This is a genomic window from Sphingomonas sp. NFR04, from assembly GCF_900114095.1.
GTDB lineage: Bacteria > Pseudomonadota > Alphaproteobacteria > Sphingomonadales > Sphingomonadaceae > Sphingomonas.
This window is the reverse complement of sequence record NZ_FORV01000001.1, coordinates 163,014-179,711: the sequence shown is the minus strand read 5'-3', so window position 1 is coordinate 179,711 and position 16,698 is coordinate 163,014. Positions and strand designations below refer to the sequence as shown.

Annotated in this window: 15 protein-coding genes; 4 read left to right on the top strand and 11 right to left on the bottom strand. The window is 68.9% G+C overall.

The annotated features are described in order from the left end of the window. Positions 1-115 precede the first annotated feature (115 nt). Entirely contained in the window at positions 116-487 is a 372-nt protein-coding gene (locus BM009_RS00845; RefSeq protein WP_093292814.1) for an endonuclease domain-containing protein, read from the top strand. A gap of 227 nt (positions 488-714) precedes the next feature. Here the strand turns inward: BM009_RS00845 and BM009_RS00840 are convergent, their stop codons facing one another. The 11 genes from BM009_RS00840 to BM009_RS00790 form a co-directional block, all read right to left on the bottom strand. Next, positions 715-2,316 (bottom strand): carboxyl transferase domain-containing protein, encoded by a 1,602-nt coding sequence (locus BM009_RS00840; RefSeq protein ID WP_093292812.1) that lies wholly within the window; start codon positions 2,314-2,316, stop codon positions 715-717. A 130-nt stretch (positions 2,317-2,446) separates the two neighbouring features. Then, complete coding sequence (locus tag BM009_RS00835; protein ID WP_093292810.1) at positions 2,447-3,604, bottom strand: acyl-CoA dehydrogenase family protein; 1,158 nt, start codon at positions 3,602-3,604, stop codon at positions 2,447-2,449. Beyond that, positions 3,601-3,969 carry a Rieske (2Fe-2S) protein gene (locus BM009_RS00830; RefSeq protein ID WP_093292808.1) on the bottom strand — a complete coding sequence of 123 codons (369 nt, stop codon included), beginning with the start codon at positions 3,967-3,969 and terminating at the stop codon, positions 3,601-3,603. Before BM009_RS00830 ends, BM009_RS00835 begins: the two co-directional genes overlap by 4 nt. A 213-nt stretch (positions 3,970-4,182) precedes the next feature. Beyond that, positions 4,183-5,460, bottom strand: a complete 1,278-nt coding sequence (gene hmgA, locus BM009_RS00825; RefSeq protein ID WP_093292806.1) for a homogentisate 1,2-dioxygenase — start codon at positions 5,458-5,460, stop codon at positions 4,183-4,185. Between the two features lie 275 nt (positions 5,461-5,735). Beyond that, positions 5,736-6,776, bottom strand: coding sequence for a 4-hydroxyphenylpyruvate dioxygenase (gene hppD / locus BM009_RS00820; RefSeq protein ID WP_093292804.1), 1,041 nt, complete (start codon positions 6,774-6,776; stop codon positions 5,736-5,738). 51 nt (positions 6,777-6,827) lie between these two features. Continuing rightward, the gene (locus BM009_RS00815; protein ID WP_093292802.1) at positions 6,828-8,177 is read right to left on the bottom strand and encodes an FAD/NAD(P)-binding protein; all 1,350 of its coding nucleotides are present in this window, start codon (positions 8,175-8,177) and stop codon (positions 6,828-6,830) included. A gap of 25 nt (positions 8,178-8,202) precedes the next feature. Next, positions 8,203-8,469, bottom strand: coding sequence for a DUF6356 family protein (locus BM009_RS00810; RefSeq protein ID WP_093292800.1), 267 nt, complete (start codon positions 8,467-8,469; stop codon positions 8,203-8,205). A gap of 270 nt (positions 8,470-8,739) precedes the next feature. After that, positions 8,740-9,609: an NAD(P)-dependent oxidoreductase gene (locus BM009_RS00805; protein WP_093292798.1), complete on the bottom strand. Its 870-nt coding sequence runs from the start codon at positions 9,607-9,609 to the stop codon at positions 8,740-8,742. Between the two features lie 59 nt (positions 9,610-9,668). Further along, positions 9,669-12,260 carry a bifunctional lysylphosphatidylglycerol flippase/synthetase MprF gene (gene mprF / locus BM009_RS00800; protein WP_093292796.1) on the bottom strand — a complete coding sequence of 864 codons (2,592 nt, stop codon included), beginning with the start codon at positions 12,258-12,260 and terminating at the stop codon, positions 9,669-9,671. Positions 12,261-12,340: 80 nt separating this feature from the next. Next, positions 12,341-13,105, bottom strand: a complete 765-nt coding sequence (locus BM009_RS00795; protein WP_093292794.1) for an AcvB/VirJ family lysyl-phosphatidylglycerol hydrolase — start codon at positions 13,103-13,105, stop codon at positions 12,341-12,343. Between the two features lie 170 nt (positions 13,106-13,275). After that, on the bottom strand, positions 13,276-14,328 hold the full coding sequence (locus BM009_RS00790; RefSeq protein ID WP_368085914.1) for a potassium channel family protein: 1,053 nt from the start codon (positions 14,326-14,328) through the stop codon (positions 13,276-13,278). A 146-nt stretch (positions 14,329-14,474) separates the two neighbouring features. On the opposite strand from BM009_RS00790, the gene BM009_RS00785 reads away from it, so the two are divergent. The 3 genes from BM009_RS00785 to efp are packed head-to-tail and all read left to right on the top strand — an operon-like array spanning position 14,475 to position 16,657. Beyond that, complete coding sequence (locus BM009_RS00785) at positions 14,475-15,467, top strand: L,D-transpeptidase family protein (protein WP_093292791.1); 993 nt, start codon at positions 14,475-14,477, stop codon at positions 15,465-15,467. Positions 15,468-15,471: 4 nt separating this feature from the next. Then, entirely contained in the window at positions 15,472-16,053 is a 582-nt protein-coding gene (locus tag BM009_RS00780) for a M23 family metallopeptidase (RefSeq protein ID WP_093292789.1), read from the top strand. A gap of 40 nt (positions 16,054-16,093) precedes the next feature. Beyond that, positions 16,094-16,657 (top strand): elongation factor P, encoded by a 564-nt coding sequence (gene efp / locus BM009_RS00775; RefSeq protein WP_064312161.1) that lies wholly within the window; start codon positions 16,094-16,096, stop codon positions 16,655-16,657. Positions 16,658-16,698 lie beyond the last annotated feature (41 nt).

Below are 16,698 nucleotides of genomic sequence, written 5' to 3'. Positions count from 1 at the left end.
CCCCGGCGGGGCCGGGGAGGATCTTGGCGTGGTGCATTCCTCCCCCAGCTTGCTGGGGGAGGGGGATCATGCGTAGCATGGTGGAGGGGCGCGCGAAGCGCGAAAGGGGGCAGCGATGCTCAAGGGCAACGGCAGATCGTACCGTCGAGCGAAGCGCTTGCGGCGGGAGATGACGCTGCCGGAAGTGCTGCTGTGGCAGCAACTGCGCGGGCGCGACGGGGAAAAGTGGCGCAAGCAGCATCCGGCCGGTCCGTACGTACTCGACTTCTACTGCGATGCGGCGCGGCTGTGTGTCGAGGTCGACGGCGAGATTCATGCGCGCGGCACTGCACCCGCTGCGGACGCGAGGCGGGATGCGTGGCTCGCGGTGCAGGGCGTGGCGACGATGCGGGTCCGGGCGGCGGAGGTGCTGAACAACCTCGCCGGGGTGGCGGTGTGGATCGGCGCGGTAGTGGCCGAGCGCCGTCGGGATAGCCGCGACGGGTAGAGCGGGGAGAAGGGCTTCCGACGCCTGCGGCGTCGGCCCCTCCACCACCGGCCTGCGGCCGGCGGTCCCCCTCCCCCGGCAGTGCCGGGGGAGGATCTCGGCGGCGTACAATCCTCCCCCAGCTTGCTGGGGGCGGGGGACCATGCGCAGCATGGTGGAGGGGCGCGCGAAGCGCGGATGTCGGGCGCGATGCCGAAGGGAGTCGGCGAGAGGCAACCGATCCCCGCTCACATCCGGAACACGCCGAACTGCGGCCGCTCGGGGATCGGCGCGTTGAGCGTCGCCGCCAGCGCGAGGCCGAGCACGTCTCGGGTTTGCGCCGGATCGATGATGCCGTCGTCCCACAGCCGCGCGGTCGCGTGCCAGGGGTTGCCCTCGTCCTCGTATTTCTGGCGGATCGGCGCCTTGAACGCCTCGGCTTCCTCCGGCGACCAGTTCGCGGCGTCGCGGTGGACCGTCGCCAGCACGCTCGCCGCCTGCTCGCCGCCCATCACGCTGATCCGGCTGTTGGGCCAGCTGAACAGGAAGCGGGGCGAATAGGCGCGGCCGCACATGCCGTAATTGCCCGCGCCGAAGCTGCCGCCGATCAGGATGGTGAGCTTGGGCACCGTCGCCGTCGCGACCGCCGTCACCAGCTTCGCGCCATGTTTCGCAATGCCTTCCGCCTCATATTTGCCGCCGACCATGAAGCCGGAGATGTTCTGGAGGAAGAGCAGGGGGATACGGCGCTGGCAGGCGAGCTCGATGAAATGCGCGCCCTTCTGCGCGCTCTCCGAGAACAGCACGCCGTTATTGGCGAGGATCGCGACCGGCATGCCCCAGATATGCGCGAAGCCGCACACCAGCGAGCTGCCATAGAGCGCCTTGAACTCGTGGAACTCGGAGCCATCGACGAGGCGCGCGATAACCTCGTGCACGTCGTACGGTGCACGCACGTCGGCGGGGAGGATGCCGTACAGCTCCTCGGGCGCATATTTGGGCGGGCGCGGGTCCTTCAGCGCCACATCGGGGACGCGATCGGCGGGGAGGTGGCTGACGATGTCGCGGACGATGGTCAGCGCATGTTCGTCATTCTCGGCGAGATGGTCGACCACGCCCGAGCGGCGGGCATGGAGATCGCCGCCGCCGAGATCCTCGGCGCTGATCTCCTCGCCGGTCGCCGCCTTCACCAGTGGCGGGCCGGCGAGGAAGATCGTGCCCTGGTTGCGGACGATCACGCTCTCGTCGGACATGGCCGGCACATAGGCACCGCCCGCGGTGCAGCTGCCCATCACGCAGGCGATCTGCGGGATGCCCTGCGCGCTCATGTTCGCCTGGTTAAAGAAGATCCGGCCGAAATGCTCCTTGTCCGGGAACACCTCGGCCTGGTGGGGCAGGTTGGCGCCGCCGCTGTCGACCAGGTAGATGCAGGGGAGGCGGTTGGCCTCGGCGATCTCCTGCGCGCGGAGATGCTTCTTCACCGTCATCGGATAATAGGTGCCGCCCTTCACGGTGGCGTCGTTGCAGACGATCATCACCATGCGGCCCGAGACGAGGCCGATGCCGGCGATCACCCCCGCGCCGGGGACTTCGCCGTCATAGAGGTCGCAGGCGGCGAGTTGGCCGATCTCGAGGAAGGGACTGCCGGGATCGAGCAGCCGCTCGACCCGCTCGCGGGGGAGCAGCTTGCCGCGGGCGACATGCTTGGCGCGGGCGGACTCGCTGCCGCCGAGCGCGGCCTGTGCGACATCGGCGCGGAGCTTCTCGGCCAGCGCGCGGTGGTGCGCGGCCTGGGTGCGGAACTGGTCGCTGTCCGGGTTGACGGCGGTGGGGAGGATGGGGGCGGTCATAATGCTTAGCCCCTCCCCTTTAGGGGAGGGGTTGGGGTGGGGCACGACGCCCACAGCGCCGGACTCGCTCCCAGCTCATTCCCCACCCCAACCCCTCCCCTGAAGGGGAGGGGCTTAGGAAGAAGCGCGCTCACGCCGCAGCCCCCAGCAGTTCGCGGCCGATCAGCATGCGGCGGATCTCGTTGGTTCCCGCGCCGATGTCGAGCAGCTTGGCGTCGCGGAGGAAGCGTTCGACCGGCCAGTCCTTGGTATAGCCGGCGCCGCCCATCGCCTGGACCGCCTCGCCGGCGACGCGGAAGGCGTTCTCGCTCGCCAGCAGGATCGCGCCGGCCGCGTCGAAGCGCGTGGTCTTGCCCGCATCGCAGCTGCGCGCCACGGCATAGACATAGGCCCGCGCGGAATTAAGCGCGACATACATGTCGGCGATCTTGGCCTGCATCAGCTGGAAGCTGCCGATCGCCTGGCCGAATTGCTTGCGCTCGCGCAAGTACGGCAGGACCACGTCGAGGCACGCCTGCATGATGCCGAGCTGGATGCCGGCGAGTACGGTGCGCTCATAGTCCAGCCCGCTCATCAGCACCGCGACGCCACCGTTGAGCGGGCCCATGACGTTCGCTTCCGGCACTTCGCAATCGGTGAACACCAGTTCCGAGGTGGGCGAGCCGCGCATGCCCATCTTGTCGATCTTCTGGCCGATCGCGAAGCCCGGCATGTCGTTCTCGATCAGGAAGGTGGTGATGCCGCGCGAGCCTTCGCCGGTCTTGGCGTAGACGACCAGCGTGTCGGCATAGGCCGCGTTGGTGATCCAGAACTTGGTGCCGTTGAGCACATAGCCGCCCTGGACCTTCTCGGCCTTGAGCTTCATCGAGACGACGTCGGAACCCGCGCCCGCCTCGGACATCGCCAGGCTGCCGACATGCTCGCCCGAGATCAGCTTGGGGAGATACTTGGCCTTCTGGTCTTCATTGCCCCAGCGGGCGATCTGGTTGACGCAGAGGTTCGAATGCGCGCCATAGCTGAGCCCGATCGAGGCCGAGGCGCGGGCGACTTCCTCGCAGGCAATGACATGTTCGAGATAGCCGAGGCCGAGGCCGCCATCGGCCTCCGGCACGGTGATGCCGTGCAGCCCCAGCTCGCCCATTGCCGCCCAGAGCTCGTCGCGCGGAAACCAGTCCTCGGCGTCGATTCGCGCAGCGAGCGGCGCGATCTTGTCGCGGGCGAAGCGCGCGGTGGTGTCGCGGATCATGTCGGCGGAATCGCCGAGGGCGAAGTCGAAGTCCGGGGTCATGCTTGTTCCTCTCCAACGGTCACGATCATGCCGTCGATTGTTGTTACGGGCCATGGAAGCAGTCGCGCGCCGACGCAAGGGCCGCCGACGCAGCGGCCCTCCTCCACGGTGTAGAGCGCGCCGTGCCAGCTGCACTGGATATGGGTGGCATCGGGGGTGAGATAGGCGTCGAGCTGCTGGGTCAGCGGCACCGGCATGTGCGCGCAGCGATCGACATAGCCATAGACGCGGGTACCGCGGCGGACGACGAAGCCGTGGAAGCGGCCGGCGCGCATCTCCAGCACGAAGTTGCGGGCGGCGCCGTCGGGGATCAGGTCCAGCGGGCCGAGCGTCACGCCGGCGGGGGTGGCAGTGAGGCGGTCCACTTCAGATCCTACAGAGGACGCGGAGCGCTGCCACCTGCGAAACACGCCGTTCGTCATCCCCGCGAAGGCGGGGATCCATTGGCGCTGCATCGTCGGTTCTTTCCCCCAGCGTCGAGGGCAATGGATTCCCGCCTTCGCGGGAATGACGGTATTTTGTGAAGGCGTGGCCCTTCCTTTGATCCCAATGCTGCTGCCATGCGACGCCGGTATGCCTCACGGCAGCTGCGCCTTGGGAAAGCCCTCCCACACCGCGTCATAGTCCGGCTGGGCGTGGGCCAGCGCATGCTCGGTCGGGCGATAGGGCCAGCAGGTCTCGACCATGAACGCCATGGTGCCCTCGATCTTGTGCGGCTTGAGGTCCGCGTTCGTGGCGCCGTGCCAGCTGGCGACGTCGGGGCCATGGCCAGCCATCAGGTTGTGGAGCGACAGGCCGCCCGGCGCGAAGCCCTCTGCCTTGGCGTCATAGGCGCCGTTGATCAGCCCCATCGCCTCGCTCATCACGTTGCGGTGGAACCAGGGCGGGCGGAACGTGTCTTCCGCCACCATCCAGCGCGGCGGGAAGATCACGAAATCCGCATTCGCCCGACCCGCGACGGTGCTGGGCGAGGTGAGGACGGTGAAGATCGAGGGATCGGGATGGTCGAAGCTGACCGTGTTCATCGCGTTGAACCGGGCGAGATCGTAGCGATAGGGGGCGAGGTTGCCGTGCCATGCCACCACGTCGAGCGGGCTGTGGGGCAGCGAGGTTATCCACAGACTTGCCAACGACTTCTGCACAAGCTGGAACGCCGTGTCTCGATCCTCGAACCAGGCGGCGGGAGTCTCGAAATCGCGCGGGTTGGCAAGGCCGTTGGCGCCGATCGGCCCAAGATCGGGCAGGCGGAAGGGTGCGCCGTAGTTCTCGGCGACATAGCCGGCGGCGCTGCCCTCTGGCAGCAGCACACGGAAGCGGACGCCGCGGGGGATCACCGCGATCTGCCCGGGGGCGATGTCGATCCGGCCGAGCTCGGTCAGCAGCGCCAGCGCCCCGGCCTGGGGGATGAACAGCAGCTCGCCGTCCGCATTGACGAAGGCCCGCGCGTCCATGTCGCGGTTGGCGGCGTAGCGGTGGACGACCACGCCTTCCAGATCGGCGGGGTCGCGGGTCGCCAGCATCGTCTCCATGCCGTCGATCCAGTCGACCGGCGCGGCGGGAGCGGGGATCGGGTCCCAGCGGAGGCGGTTCGGGGCGAGCGGCTTCAGCGGGGTGTGCGGCCAGAAGCGCGGCGCACCGTCATAAGGCCGGTAGGGCGGATGCTCGGCGCTGGGGCGCAGGCGGTACAGCCAGCTGCGGCGGTTCTCGGCGCGCGGCGCGGTGAAGGCGGTGCCGGAGAGCTGCTCGGCGTAGAGGCCATAAGGCGGCCGCTGCGGACTGTTGCGGCCGATCGGCAAGGCACCGGGGACCGCCTCGGTGGAGACATGGTTGCCGAAGCCGGGAAAATAGGTGGTCACGGTCCAGTCCTCTCCAACACGCCTCTCCCGAGGAAACGCGATCAAACCTGCATTACGATGCCGCGTCCACCTTCGTCATTCCCGCGAAGGCGGGAATCCATTTGCCAGGATGCTCGGGGCAGGAACCGCAGCTTCAGCGCCATTGGATCCCAGCCTTCGCGGGGATGACGGTGGGTGTGGTGTTGGCGGCGGCGCTCCCCGGGGCGCCGGAGTGGGGCCGGGGTATGCCATCGTTCCTGCGGCGGCACCCCCGGCTCTCTCCCTCTCCGAACGGGTCAGGCGTCGACCTTGATCACGCCGCGGCGGATCTGGTCGAGCTCGATGCTCTCGAACAGCGCCTGGAAATTGCCGTTGCCGAAGCCCTCATTGCCCTTGCGCTGGATGATCTCGAAGAAGATCGGGCCGAACATCGTCTCGGTGAAGATCTGGAGCAGGATGCCCTCGTTGTTCTCCACCGAACCGTCGAGCAGGATGCGGTTCTTGCGCAGCCGCTCGACATCCTCGCCGTGCCCGGGCACGCGCTTGTCGATCAGCTCGTAATAGGTCTCGATCGTGTCCTGCAGCCGCACGCCGCGGGCACGCAGGCGCTCGACGGTGTCGTAGATGTCGTCGGTGGTCAGCGCGAGGTGCTGGATGCCCTCGCCATTATATTCGCGGAGGAACTCCTCGATCTGGCTGGCGTCGTCCTGGCTCTCGTTGAGCGGAATGCGGATCGCCTTGTCGGGCGCGATCATCGCCTGGCTGAACAGGCCGGTGGCCTTGCCCTTGATGTCGAAATACTTCTGCTCCTCGAAGCCGAAGAGCGTGCGGTAGAACTCGCTCCACACCCGCATCTGGCCGCGGCGGACATTGTGGGTGAGGTGGTCGAGCAGGTCGAGCCCGACGCTGTTCTCCGCCTCCGCCTGCCGCCAGCCGGGGAACTCGGCCCAGTCGGCATAGAGGTCGGTCTCGTCCTGGATGAAATAGAGATAGGAGCCGCCGATGCCCTGGATGACGGTATCGTCCTCATCGGTGGGCTTGCCGCCATGGGCGAGCGCCCATTCCATCGCCTTTTTCGGGTCCGACACCCGAAACGCCATCGCACTCGCCGAGGGGCCGTGCTCGCCGCGGAAGGCGGCGACGCGGCCGGCATCGTCGCGGTTGAGCATCAGGTTGATGCGGCCCTGCTTGTAGCGCGTGATGTTCTTGCGCGGATGGCGATGGGTGGGGACGAAGCCCAGCTGCTCGAACTGGCGCGCCATCGCGTCCGGATCGGGCGAGGTGAACTCGACGAACTCGAAGCCGTTGAGGCCGAGCGGATTGGCGGTATCGGTCATGGCGGACCTGATACCCCAACTTCCGATTTAGTGTCAAATGTTACCAGTTCGCTACAAACCCTCGCCGCCGACCCAATGGGCGTTGGAGAGGCGGCGGGCGACGGCCCAGGTCTGGGTCCGGATGTCGGGCACCGCGACGATCTCCCAGAAGGCGCCACGGGTCATCGGGCCGAGCGCGTAAAGAGTCGCGTTGGCGCGGCCATCGGCGGCGATGGTCTGGCCCTGGTTGTCGACGTCGATGCCGATATGCGCCGGGTCGGGACGGATCACCCCGCGCGCGGCGAGCCGCTGGAGCAGCGGCTCGCGCGACCGTGCGAGGTCGCCGAGCGGGCCGGTGCAGTTGACGATGCGCTGGGCGAGGATCGTCTCGGACGCATCCTGGCCGCGCGGGCGCAGCGTGACGGCAATGCCGTCCGGCCCTTCGACGAAGCCTAATGTCTTGGCGGCGCGCACTTCCAGCTGGCCGCGGTCGATCAGCGCCTGGAGCCGGGAATGGACCTCGGGCGCGAGCCGGTGGCGGTGGACGTCCCACCAGGGGCGCAGGTGGCGGAGGAAGCGCGCGCGCTCGTCCTCGCTGGCATTGGCCCACATCGGCTGGGTGAAGGGGCGGAGTTCGTCGACCGCGTTGCGCCAGCCGACCTGCTCGGCGCGGTCGCGCACGGTACGGACCAGTTCGGATGCCTTGGTGCGGGTGCGTTCGCGGATCTTGTCCCAGTCCTGCCCCGGACCATGGGGGCGGGGGAGCAGGCCGCGGCGCGACACCGCGACGATCTTGCCGCCGAACCCGCGCGCCTCCAGCAGCAACGCGACGTCGACCATGGTGAGGCCGGTGCCGATCACCAGCACCGTATCGTCGCCCGACAGACCTTCGGGGACGCTCGGGTCCCAAGGATCGCCCTTGTAGCGTTCGGCCGAGAGCGTTGCGGGATCGAGCCCCGGCGGATCGTGCGGCGGCAGGTTGCCGACCGCGAGCACCGCGGCATCGGCGCGCAGCGTGCCGTCGGACAGCTGGAGCGTCGCGCCGTCGGCGTCGAAGGTCACGTCCGCCACTTCGCCGCGAACGAGGCGCAGGCGATCGGGATAGCGAGCCAGCGCCTGCTCCAGCATTTCGCGGAGATACTCGCCATAGACGCGGCGCGGCACGAAGCTGGCGGCGGCATTCTCCACGCCGCGCGCTTCCAGCCAGCGGACAAGGTGCCCCGGATCGTCGGGAAAGGCGCTCATGTTCGCAGCGCGCACGTTGAGCAGGTGCGACGGGTGCGCCGCGCCATAGGCGAGCCCGGTGCCCGCCACCGGCGCGCGCTCGATCAGCGTGGCGCGCGGGCCTTCGTGGCGGATGAGGTTGATCGCCTGGAGCGTGCCCGAAAAGCCCGCGCCGATGATGGCGACGTGTTCGATCATGGTTGCGGCTCCCCCGATGCCGGCGTCAGATTTCGTAGTCGAGCTGCCACTCGGGCTGGCGGAAGGCGGGCTGCTGCTCGGCAAAGGCGGGCTGGCGCGCCTTCATCTGGGCGTAGAGCCGCTTCACCGAGTCGCTCGCCGTCCGCACGAACAGGAAGGGCAGCACCGCATGGACGATGCAGGCGGCGCCACCCACCATCATCGTCGCGCCGAACCTGGCCGCGGTGGCGGCATGCTCGCCGTAGCTTTCGCCGACGCTGCGCGGATGGGCGAGGAAAAGCCGAGTGATCATATGGGAAATGTACGCGGGATCGGGGCAGGGGGGAAGGGCGTCCCGTCCCGATTCCACGTCTTCTGGTGCGAGAGGGAGGACGCGGCTGTACCTCACTACCACGTCATCCCCGCGAAGGCGGGGATCCATTGGCGCTGAAGTCGCGGTTCCTTCCCCCAGCGTCGAGGGCAATGGATTCCGCCTTCGCGGGGAATGACGACGGTCCAGAGGCGGCGCTGCCCATCACCGCGACCGCAGTTCCCCTCCCGCCAGCGGGAGGGGAGCGCAGGCTCACAGCTTGGCGATGGTCTCGGCCAGCGCGGTCACGTCGACGTCGCTGCCTTCGGTCTTCACGGTCTCGGTGAGGTGCGCACGGACCAGGTCGAGCAGCGGCAGCTTCGCGCCCACCGCATCGGCGGCTTCCCCCGCGAGGCGCATGTCCTTGAGGCCCAGCGGCGCGGCGAAGCCCGCCGGGCGGTGGCGGCGCTCGGCGATCGGCGGGCCATAGACCTTGTGGATCGCGCCGTCGAAGATGGTGCCCGAGAACACCTCGAGCATCTTCTCGCGGGCGACGCCGCCCTTCTCGCCGAGCGACATCGCCTCGCCATAGGCCTCGACGGTCGCCATGATCATGAAATTGCCCGCGAGCTTCACCAGGTTCGCCGCCGAGGGCTTGTCGCCCATCGGGAAGGTGACGCGGCCGAGCGCCTCGAGGATCGGCGCGGCGGCCTCCATCGCCTCGGGCGCGCCGGCGGCGACGATGGCGAGCTTGCCCTGCGCGGCGACGGGCGGGCGGCCGAAAACCGGTGCCGAGACGAAGTGGTGCCCGGCCTCCGCATGGCGCTCCGCCAGCTTGTCGGCGGTGGCGATCGCGATGGTGCTGTGCGAGAGATGCAGCGCGCCCGGTGCCATGCCGGCGAGCACGCCGTCCTCGCCGTCGAGGATCGCTTCCAGCGCGGCATCGTCCGCCACCATGGTCAGCACGGCCTGGGCGCCGTCGGCGGCCTCACGCGGCGTGCGGGCGAGGCGGGCGCCGCGTTCGGTGAGCGATGCGGCCTTGTCGGGCGAGCGGTTCCAGACGGTGAGCGTATGCCCGGCATCGAGCAGCGCGCCGGCCATGCCGATGCCCATCTGTCCGAGCCCGAGAAATGCGAGGTCCATGCGTGTCTCCCTTGAATGCGCCGCAGCATGTGGGGTCGCGGCCGGAGAACCCAAGACCATTATCCGCCGATCAGCACCGCCGCGTCGATCAATGCCCTTGGGACGGACACGCCCGGCGTGGTGCCGATATAGCGCGGCACCCAGCTGGGGCCGAACTTCTGCTTGAACGACCGCAGCCCGGAAAAGCCATAGATCCGCTCGCCATGGCCATAGACCGCCGCGCCGAGCCGCGACCAGATCGGCGCGAGCGGGCCGGGTTTGAGGCCGGAGAGCGGCGCCATGCCCAGGTTGAAGCGCTGAAAGCCCTGCGCCGCGCCATATTGCAGCAGCCGCACGAACAGCAGGTCCATCGCGCCATAGGGCGTGTCCGGCCGGTGCCGCATCAGGTCGACCGAGATTTCCTCGCGGTTGGGCGTCTCCCACAGATTGGCGAAGGCGACGATCTCGCCCGCCAGCCGCAGCACCGCGCAATCGAAGTGGGACAGATAGTCGGGGTCGAAGCGACCGAGGCTGAAGCGCTTCTCGGCGCCGGTCTTGTCCGCCAGCCACGCATCGGAGACGCGCTGGAGGTCCGGAAGCACCTCCGGGATCTGCGCCGCGGGGATCACCTCGAACACCAGCCCTTCGCTGGTCGCGCGCTTCACCGAATAGCGCAGTGACTTGAACTGGCCGCCCTTGAGGTCATAGCCTTGGCGGAGATCGACCACCGCCTCCTCGCCATATTTGAGCGGCTGGAGGCCGAGCTCCACGACCAGCGGCAGCATCGCCGCGCTGACCTGAAACAGGCAGAGCCGGCCGCGCGCGGCGTCGCAGCGGCGGCGGATCTCCCAGATCAGCTCGGACCAGGCCTCTTCCGGGCCGACGGGGTCGCCCATCACGATCCAGGTGCGGCCCTGCACGCGGTACATCAGGAAGGCGTCGCCCGAGGTGGAGACGAGGAAGTCCTTGTCGCCGGTATAGGCCAGCATCGCGTCGGCGCGGCTGGTGGCGGCGAGTGCGCGCGTCGCGACCTCGGGGCCGAGCGCCTGATGCTCGCGCACCCGGGGTGCTGCGGACATCAGCCGCCAGAAGGCCCAGCCGACCAGCAGCATCGTCGCGCCCAGCGTCGCGCGGAGGAAGCGGGGGGCATTGCCGCGCCAGGCGAAATCCCACCACAGATCGTCGCTGTACGGCACGCGCTTGTAGGCGAAGAAGCCGGCCCAGGCGCTGAGCAGCAGCGCGATCAGCGCCGCCGCCCACCACCAGCGCGCGACCGGCGCCGAGCCGATCCCGGCGCTGCGGTAGAAGCCGGGGCGGGCATATTGGAGGAGACCGGCGACGATCAGCAGCACCGTCGCTTCCTCGACATCGATGCCCTTCGCGATCGAGAACACCGCGCCCGCCACCAGCAGCAGCCGCGCGGCATAGAAGCCGCTCTTCAGCCGCGCCTGCACCGCCGGGGCGATCAGCAGCAGCGCGGTGCCGACCAGGCTGGCGGCGAAGTGCGAGCCTTCGACGAAGGGCAGCGGCAGGATGTCGTGGAGCGGATGCATCCGGCCATGCGCGGGTGGCAGCGCACCCGAGACGAGCAGCACCAGCCCGCCGCCGAACACCAGCAGCGCCAGCAGCGGCGGCACCAGCGTCTGGCCGATACGGTGGGCGACGCTCAGCCCCGCCGCGATCGGGTGGCGCAGCCGCCGTCCCTCGATGCCGACCAGCAGCCCGCCGGCGACCAGCAGCGGGAGGAGATAATAGACCAGCCGGTAGAGCAGCAGCGCCGCGAACAGGTCGCTGCGGCCGATCGGCACCAGCGCAAGCATCACCGCCTCGAACACGCCGATCCCGCCCGGCACATGAGTGACCAGCGCGATGACGATGGCGAGCGCATAGGCAAGGTAGAAGCCGCCGATCAGCGCCGGATCGGCATGGGGGATCAGCACGAAGAGCGCGCCAGAGGCGCAGGCGAGGTCGAGCGCGGCAATGCCGATCTGTGCCGCCATCAGCGGCACCGGCGGCAGCGGCAGGCCCGCGGTGCCGAGGCGGAGCTCGGCCAGCCCGCGGGCGCGTGCCACGAACAACGCGGCGAAGGCGAGCAGCACGGCCAGCCCCGCGCCGTGGAGCAGCGCCAGCGGCACGGTCTGGCCGAACAGCAGGAGCGGCTGCGGCGCGGCGAGTAGCGCGACCGCAGTCACCGCGAACACCCCGCTCCAGAAGGTGGCGCCGGCGATCAGCGTGATCCGCGCGACATCGGCGAAGTCGAGCCCCGCCGCGCCATAGGCGCGCAGCCGCGCGGTACCCCCGGTGAGCAGCGACAGGCCGAGATTATGGCTGATCGTGTAGCTGGTGAAGGAGGCGAGTGCCGCGGTCCGCCACGGCAGCCGCTCGCCGATCGCGCGCACCGCAAACCAGTCGTAGAGGGTGAGCGCGAGATAGGAAGCGGTAGTCAGCCCCAGCGCCGCCGCCAGCCGTACGGGCTCGATCTGGTGCAGCGCGCGGCGCACGTCGCGCAGATGCACCTCGGCGAGGATCGTCCGCACCGCCTCGAAGCCGATCGCGGCGAGCGCCAGCGTGACGAGGATCAGCATCGGTCGCCGATGCCGCGCGAGCCAGGCGCGAAGACCGGTTACGGTCGACGTCTCTTCCTCCGGCGCCTCTGCTTCGGCGATCTGCATCCAACTCCCCCGACGGCGCCTTTCCCGTGCGCCGATCCGCCTTTATCCGTGCCACCCGCGCCGGGCAATCGACCGCCCGATCATGATGCTGGCGCGTCGAGATGGGTACCGAGCACCGGGGCGAGCGCGGCGAACACGGTGCGGACCAGCAGGTCGTGGTCCATGCGGAGGAAATGGCCGCCGGGCAGGGTTATGCGGCGCACGTTCGGCGCGAGCAGCGTGGGGCACAGGCTGTCGGTCTCGTCTTCGCCGCGGATGCAGGTGACCGGCAGCCAGTCGAGCGCGCGCGCCGAGGCGGCACCGGCATCGGGCGCGCCGACATAGGCGAAGCCGAGCGGATCGGCGCGGAAATAGGCATCGGTGCCGGGCACGACGAGCACCAGCGCGGCGATCTGGCCACGAAGCGCCGGGGGGAGCGCCGCAAGGGCTACCCGCGCCATGTCGGCGCCGAAGGACTGGCCGATGACGATCACCCTGGCCGCCCCCGAGCGGCGGCGCGCCTCCCGGATCGCGTTGGTCAGCAGCGCCAGCACCTCGGCATGGGTCTGGCGCCGCGCGAAGGCGGTCGAGCTCGCCACCGCATAGACCGGCACCCCGGCACCGGCGAGTGCCTCGACCACATAGGAACCCATGCCGTAGCGGATGCCCATGTCCCCCGAGAGGAACACCGCCGCGACCGGGGCGGTGCCGGGGCGCTCGGGCATGCCGTAGAGGTGGACCGGATCGCGATCGAGGAAGCCGGCGCTCCAATAGATCCCGAAGGCGATCGCGGCGAGCAGCGCGACGAGGGCGGCCGCCCAGCGCTTCCAGGCGAGACGGCGGGTGCGGGAGGAGGGTGTCGCCATCGTTGCGCCTTAGGCTGGGGGAGATGAAGGGGGGCTGAAGGGGGACACGTTCTTAGCCCCTCCCCTTCAGGGGAGGGGTTGGGGTGGGGCTGTGTCTCACAGAGACCAACATGCGTTCTGGCATCCCTCCACCCCAACCCCTCCTCCCAGGAGGAGGGGCTTAAAAATGGTCAAAACTTGTTCCGCCCCGCCCGGATCTCCGCCCGCGACGTGAACAGCGCCCGTGCGCCGGCGGCGACGTCGCGCATCACCACTACCGCCTTGTCGCCCGCCTCCAGCCGCTCGTCGCGGGCGGGGCGGGGGATCGAGCGGCCGTCGGCGCGGTCGATCTGGACGATGAAGACGCTGCCTTCGGCGCGCCGCTCGGCTTCCTCGATGCTGAGCCCGGCCATGGTCGACCCCTTGGCCACCTCGATCAGCTCCACCTCCAGCCCCAGCGCGCCGAGCTCGCGCCGCAACTGCCCCAGCTGTGCGTCGCCCTGTACTTGCTGGCTGTGCGGATAGAGGATCATCCGCGCCATCGCCTCGGCGCCGATATGGGTGGGGAAGACGACGCGGTCGGCGCCGGCATGGATCAGCTTGCGCTCGGTGGTCGGCGCCTCGCCGCGGGCGATGATCTCCAGCCCGGCGTTGAGGTTGCGCGCGCTGAGCGTGATGAAGACGTTCGCCGCATCGTCGGGCAGCACCGTCGCGAGTGCGCGGGCTCGCTGGATGCCGGCGGCGATCAGCACCTCCTCCTCGGTAGCGTCGCCGGGCAGCGTGCACAGCCCCGCCGCCTCCGCCTCGGCTCGGCGTTCGGGGCCGCGCTCGATCACCACCACCGGCACCGCGGCGCGGGAGAGATCGCGGGCGAGCATCACGCCGATCCGGCCATAGCCGCAGATCACGACATGGTCGGCGAGCTTGTCGATGCGGCTCTGCATGCGGGTTGCTCCGAAAATACTCTGCAATTGCAGGACGGTGAAGAACTGGACGAGCGCGCTGGTGAGCAGGATCATGCCCGTGCAGCCGAGCACCATCGTGCCCATGGTCAGCGCGTGGAGATAGGGCGTGTCGATCGGGCGGACTTCGCCATAGCCGACGGTGTAGATGGTCAGCACGACCATGTAGCTCGCATCGGCGAAGCTCCACCCCGCCGCCATGTAGCCGATCGTCGCCAGCACCGCGACCGCGAGCACGAACAGCAGGATCGAAACCAGGTTGCGCACGGGCGAGCCGAGCACTTGTTCCGCTTCTGAAAATATCCCCCGCATTGCGTCGATAAGGGCATGCGAAACGCCGCTTGTCCATCGGGGTTTGCCCGCAGCGGCAACCGCAACGCCCATGCGAACGTTTAGCCTGGATCAGGTGAAGGATCGGGAGAGGCTGCATGCGGAAATGGGTGTTCGGAGTTGCCGCGTTGTTCGCCGCGCCGGCCATGGCGCAGTCCCCGAGCCCCAAGCCGCCGGTCGACCTCAATATCCTCCACGCGCAGGTGATCCTCGAGCATCTCGGCTTCGGGCCCGGCATCCTCGATGGGCGCGCGGGGCAGTCGCTGACTGCCGCAGTGCGCGGGCTGCAGGAATCGCGCGGGCTGAAGGTTACCGGGGTGATCGATCCCGCCACGCTGGCGGTGCTCCACCAGTATCGCGCGCTGCGGCCGGTGCGGACGCTCGCGGTCGGCGCGACGACGATGCAGGGGCCGTTCGTCGATCCGATCCCCAAGGATCTCGACCAGCAGGCCAAGCTCAAGACACTGGGCTATCGCAATCCGCTCGAGAAGTTGGCGGAGATGTTTCATACCACGCCTGAAGTCATCACGGCGCTGAACCCGGGCGTGACGACGATCAAGACCGGCACGATGCTGCGGCTGCCGAACGCGCTGCCCGGCTCGCGGGACTATCCCACCGACTGGAAGCCCGAGTGGCGCCAGACGCTGAGCATGCTCAATGTCGACCCGCGCCAGCCCCAGGCCGACCATATCGTCGTCGACAAGTCCGAAGGCGTGCTGAAGGTCTATGGCGCGGGCAACCGGCTGGTCGCGCAGTTCAGCGCCACGATGGGCAGCGAGCATGATCCGCTGCCGATAGGCCGCTGGAAAATCAATGGTGTGGATACCAACCCTAAGTTTCATTATAACCCGAAACTGTTCTGGGACGCGAAGCAGGGCGACGATCCCGCGATGCTGCCGCCGGGGCCCAACGGCCCGGTCGGTGTGGTGTGGATCGACCTGTCCAAGGACCATTACGGCATTCACGGCACCCCCGAGCCGCAGACGATCGGCCGCACCGAAAGCCATGGCTGCATCCGCCTGACCAACTGGGATGCCGCGCGCGTCGCGCTGATGGTGAAGCCGGGCACCCCGGCGATCTTCCAGGAATAGGCCGGTGCGCCGTTTCGGCCTGATCGCGGGTCTGGTGCTGGTGGCGCTGGTCGCGCTGCTGGTGTCGCGCGTGCGGTTCCTGCCGGCCGGGCAGGCGCCGCGCACCCAAGCAGCCCCAGCCAAGCCGGCAGTCTCGCCCGCGGCCGCCTCCGGGCTGGTCATCCCCGTGCAGGGCGTCCCCGCCACGGCGCTCAGCGACAATTGGGGCGAACCCCGCGGCGACGGCGACCGCGTGCACCATGCGATCGACATCCTAGCGCCCAGGGGCACGCCGGTGCTCGCCGCCGCGGCCGGCACGGTCGAGAAGCAGTTCGAGAGCGATCTCGGCGGGCACACGCTCTATGTCCGAACGTCCGACGGCGGGACGGTCCATTATTATGCCCATCTCGATACAATGGGCGTGGCAGAGGGCGCTACGGTCCGCCAGGGGCAGCCGATCGCCACCGTCGGCACCAGCGGCAGCGCCGATGGCGGGGCGCCGCACCTCCATTTCGAGGTCAAGCGCATGGCGCCCGGCGAGGGCTGGTGGCAGGGGGCCAACGTCGATCCCTATCCCCTGCTTGCGGGAAAGCCCGGGCGGAGCTAAAGGGCCCCGCTCAGCTCTTTCTCACATACAGGCACGATCCATGAAGATCAGCGGCGTGGACATCCGTCCCGGCAACATCATCGAATATGAGGGCGGCATCTGGCGCGCCGTCAAGATTCAGCACACCCAGCCCGGCAAGGGCGGCGCCTATATGCAGGTCGAACTCAAGAACCTGCGCGACGGCCGCAAGAACAATGTCCGCTTCCGCTCGGCCGAGACCGTGGAGCGCGTGCGCCTCGACACCAAGGATTTCCAGTTCCTGTATCCGGAAGGCGACATGCTCGTGTTCATGGACAAGGAAACCTACGACCAGACCACGCTGCCGCGCGACCTGCTCGGCGAGGCGGCTGCCTTCCTGCAGGACGGCATGGACGTGGTGATGGAACTCTATGACGACGAGGCGATTAGCGTCCAGCTGCCCGACACGATCGAAGCGACGATCGTCGAGGCCGACGCGGTGGTGAAGGGCCAGACGGCCTCCTCCTCGTACAAGCCGGCCGTGCTCGACAACGGCGTGCGCGTGATGGTGCCGCCGCATATCGGAAGCGGCACGCGCATCGTCGTCGACGTGTACGAGCAGACCTACGTCCGCCGCGCGGACTGATCTGCCCGGCTTCGGCCGAACATGCGAAGGGAAGGGGACGG